Below are 4,023 nucleotides of genomic sequence, written 5' to 3'. Positions count from 1 at the left end.
CATCAATAAATTCATATTTGACAGGCCAATAAACAATATTAAAAATCAAACAATTTAATTACACCCAACGGGTTAAATCTATTATTTAGAAAAGATTGGAAGCGATTCAAAGGTTCCTTAGAAACAATAACAAGGGATTCTCAACATGTATTATTTACTTTTCAATAATCACAAGTTTTTTTCAACATTTAACCCTTTAAAATTATGATAAATTAACATATCCTTATATATTTGACGTATCATAAAACTTATATCATGAAAATAATCACACTACTACTATGTTCATTATTTTTTATTCCGGCTTTTTCCCAAGAACATTTTTCTGGAATCTCAACCTCCAAACGTGTCGGGATTTTAAACATTGGAGTGAATCCTTCGGAATTATCAAATTTGAAGAAAAAATTTGAAATTCAACTTTTTTCAACAAGCATTAATATTGCTAACAATAAAGTTGGTTTCAAAGACCTGACTAATGGCAATGATTTAGAAGATTTAATTTTTAAAGGAGATAAACCCGTAAATTTAAATGTTGATGCCGAATTCATAGGTCCCGGATTTGCGATGCGATTATTAAAATGGGGATTTGCTGTTACTACAAAAGGTCACGTAAAAGCAAATTTTGTTGATATAGACACCAATCTTGGATCTAAGTTAATTAACAGCGCCATGAACTCAACAGATGGAGTATCCACTATTACTAACACTTCCAACCAAAGGATTAATGCAACTGCATGGGGTGAGGTCGGATTTTCGGTATCTCGTAAAATTTATGAAACCGATAGAACAAGCATCAATGGAGGAGTAACATTTAAACTTTTATTTCCAGGTACCTATGCTAATGTTGGATTAGGAAATTTTAATGGTACCATTACTACGGAGAATACAGGAGATTTAATTCTCTCTGATGCCAACGCCAATATGAATATTGCCTATTCAGGAAGTCTTGCGGATAATTTTACAAACACCAATGATTACACTAAATCTATTTTCGGAAATTTGAAGGGAATGGCTACAGATGTCGGTATTGATTACCAACTAAAAGACGGCAACAATTCTTATAAATTAAAAGTTGGAGCTGCAATTAAAAACATGGGCAGCATGACTTTTAGTGGAGACAATAATGTTTCCAGAAACTACAAACTTGAAATTAGTGGTGCCGACAAATTAAATCTTAATGTGTTTAATGATGTTGAAGGTATTAAAGATATTGAAAAAGTACTTTTAGATAGTGGGTATCTTAAGCTAGAAAACGGCGAAAAAGATTTTAAAATAAAACTCCCAACCGTTTTGAATCTTTATGCAGACGTAAAAGTAATTTCAAAATTGAATCTTACGTTATTTATGCAACAAAAAATGAATGATAATGGCAGTAACAATCAAATTACTTCCCAAAATATTTTTTCAGTTACACCTCGGATTTCTTTGGGCATTTTTGAGGCTTATGTACCTGTATCCTTTAATGAAATCTCTGGAACAACCGGCGGTTTCGGATTTAGATTGGGTGGGTTCTTCCTTGGTTCAAACTCCATAATTACCGCATTAACAAGTGATAGCAAGCAAGCCGATTTATACACCGGTTTCCGTTTTGGGTTTCTATAATTCTTTTTTTCAATACGTGGACTCGTGACAATTAATAGCTTTAATTTCGAATTATGGAATACAAAACAAATGTCCGTTATAGAAAAGAATCGCTCAAAAAATTATTGTATTACGTTGTAAAAAATGAAGAGACAATCATTCAAGCCTTGTATGATGATTTTAAGAAATCTGCTTTTGAAGCCGTTTTAACTGAAACCAGCTATGTTATTTCAGACTTAAAATACGCTATTAACAACATCAATTCATGGGCAAAACCCAAAAGAGTTTTGCCCTCTATTTTAAACTTCCCATCCAGTGATTTTATTTATAGCGAACCCTATGGAAAAGTATTGATTATTTCACCCTGGAATTACCCTTTTCAATTGGCGCTTTGTCCCTTAATTTCGGCTGTTGCAGCAGGAAATCGGGTAATCTTAAAACCATCAGAGCTCACTCCAAAAACTTCTGCAATTATAGCTAAAATTATAGCCAAAGCTTTTCATAAAAATCATGTCGAAGTGATTGAGGGTGATGTAACGGTTTCGCAACAATTATTAACCCAACGTTGGGATTATATCTTCTTCACTGGAAGTGTTCCAGTTGGTAAAATAGTGGCAAAAGCGGCAGCACAATTTATTACCCCCGTAACACTTGAATTAGGAGGAAAAAACCCTTGTATTGTGGATGAAACTGCTGATTTAAAACTAGCCGCAAAGCGCATTGTTTGGGGGAAATTTGTCAATGCGGGACAAACCTGTATCGCTCCCGATTATATTTTAGTTCATTTTAAAGTAAAAGAAAAATTCATTATTTATTTAATGGAGGAAATTACCCTTGCATATGGTAAAGAGCCTGAATTTTCTCAAGATTTTCCCAGTATTGTTAATGAGAAAAATTGGCGGCGACTTTGCAATTTGTTAATAGACACCTCCGTTGTGTTTGGAGGAAAAACCAAAGAAGACAAATATTACATTGCTCCCACGCTAATTGACGAACCTTCATTAGATAGTTTAATTATGGCCGATGAGATTTTCGGCCCATTATTACCCATTCTATCCTACAAAACAGAGGATGATTTAGAAACTATTATTACTCGCTACGAAAAACCATTAGCCTTCTACGTATTTTCTTTAAATTCTAATTTCTCAAAAAAGATAATTCAGAAATATTCTTTTGGAGGAGGTTGTATTAATGACACCATGATCCATTTTGCGAATAAAAGGCTCCCCTTTGGCGGTGTCGGGCATTCAGGAATTGGAGCCTATCATGGTCGTTTGAGTTTTGATACTTTTTCGCATAAAAAAGCCATTGTGAAAAAAGGAAATTGGATTGATTTATCCATGAGATATGCCCCATACAAGGACAAATTAACAACAATAAGAAGAATTTTAAAATGGTTATAATTTTAACCTAACAAATAATTTATACATAAAAATGGAAAACATAAAAGACAAAATCACAGCAATACAACAAAATGGATATGAGATTGATTTTAGCAACATCTTCAATAATGCTTTTGAAAATTATAAAAAAACTGCATTGATTTCTGGGTTTGCAATACTCTTGTTTAGTATTGTCATCATTGCAATTGCCATGGGAATTGTTTTTGCTTTTTTGGGATTCAGTTCCTTTGCAGATACATTACCCTATTTAAAACCAGAAAATTTTTCAGGGATTACGATATTAATTTACATTATAATAATTACATTAATCACCGGGCTGACCAGTCCCATCACCGCTGGTCTTCTAAAAATTTCACATTGTGCTGCACATGGCAAAGAATTTTCAATAACTACGACATTTGATTATTATAACAGTGCTTTTTTTAAAGAATTATTCATTGCAACAACCCTTATTACAATTTGTAGCGTTAGTGTAAATACAGTTTTGGAGAGTTTAGGTATCCGATTTATCGGAACAATTTTCACATATATTATTTCTTTTTTTTCTTTTTTGACCATACCACTAATTATTTTTGGAAACCTGAAGGCTTTAGATGCAATTCAAGGAAGTTTTATTATCGTTTCAAAACAAATTTTACTTCTATTGGGCTTGCTCCTTGTTTCCATTATACTGGTATGTCTTGGAATATTTGGATTTTGTATTGGTATTTTCTTTACGATTCCTTTTATATATTCTATGTATTATTGCATTTACAAAGAAGTTATTGAAATTGATGATGAAGTGTAAATTTATTTGATTGTCCGTTTTCAGTCATAACCCTATAATATTAGCTATCACTAGCCTGTCAAATAATTTTTCTTCAAAATATCGTCTATTAAGTTTATAAACGAACTCATTAAGATACCTGGAGATATTTTCCTTTAATTTCATGAAAATTACCCTGAAAATTCCTTTTAGCATTACTGTCAAAACCTTTGCTTTAAATATCTGCATTGATTTGATTTTTCTCGCGTTTGTATATCTTTTAAAACAGTTGATTCA

Annotated in this window: 3 protein-coding genes and 1 pseudogene; 3 read left to right on the top strand and 1 reads right to left on the bottom strand. The window is 32.3% G+C overall.

All coding sequences use genetic code 11. From position 1 onward, the window contains the following. Window positions 1-255: 255 nt before the first annotated feature. From DB895_RS13960 to DB895_RS13950, 3 genes are read left to right on the top strand one after another with little or no spacing between them, the layout of a single operon-like run. The gene (locus tag DB895_RS13960; protein WP_116725973.1) at window positions 256-1,599 is read left to right on the top strand and encodes a DUF5723 family protein; all 1,344 of its coding nucleotides are present in this window, start codon (window positions 256-258) and stop codon (window positions 1,597-1,599) included. A 53-nt stretch (window positions 1,600-1,652) separates the two neighbouring features. Beyond that, on the top strand, window positions 1,653-2,981 hold the full coding sequence (locus tag DB895_RS13955) for an aldehyde dehydrogenase (RefSeq protein ID WP_116725972.1): 1,329 nt from the start codon (window positions 1,653-1,655) through the stop codon (window positions 2,979-2,981). 31 nt (window positions 2,982-3,012) lie between these two features. Then, window positions 3,013-3,768 carry a hypothetical protein gene (locus DB895_RS13950; RefSeq protein WP_116725971.1) on the top strand — a complete coding sequence of 252 codons (756 nt, stop codon included), beginning with the start codon at window positions 3,013-3,015 and terminating at the stop codon, window positions 3,766-3,768. A gap of 24 nt (window positions 3,769-3,792) precedes the next feature. Here the strand turns inward: DB895_RS13950 and DB895_RS13945 are convergent. Then, a pseudogene (locus DB895_RS13945) lies at window positions 3,793-3,946 on the bottom strand (transposase); the annotation flags it as partial. Window positions 3,947-4,023 lie beyond the last annotated feature (77 nt).

The sequence above is a fragment of the Flavobacterium psychrotolerans genome (assembly GCF_003097635.1).
Classification (GTDB): domain Bacteria; phylum Bacteroidota; class Bacteroidia; order Flavobacteriales; family Flavobacteriaceae; genus Flavobacterium; species Flavobacterium psychrotolerans.
The sequence above is the reverse complement of the archived record's forward strand: the minus strand, read 5'-3'. Positions and strand labels throughout refer to the sequence as shown.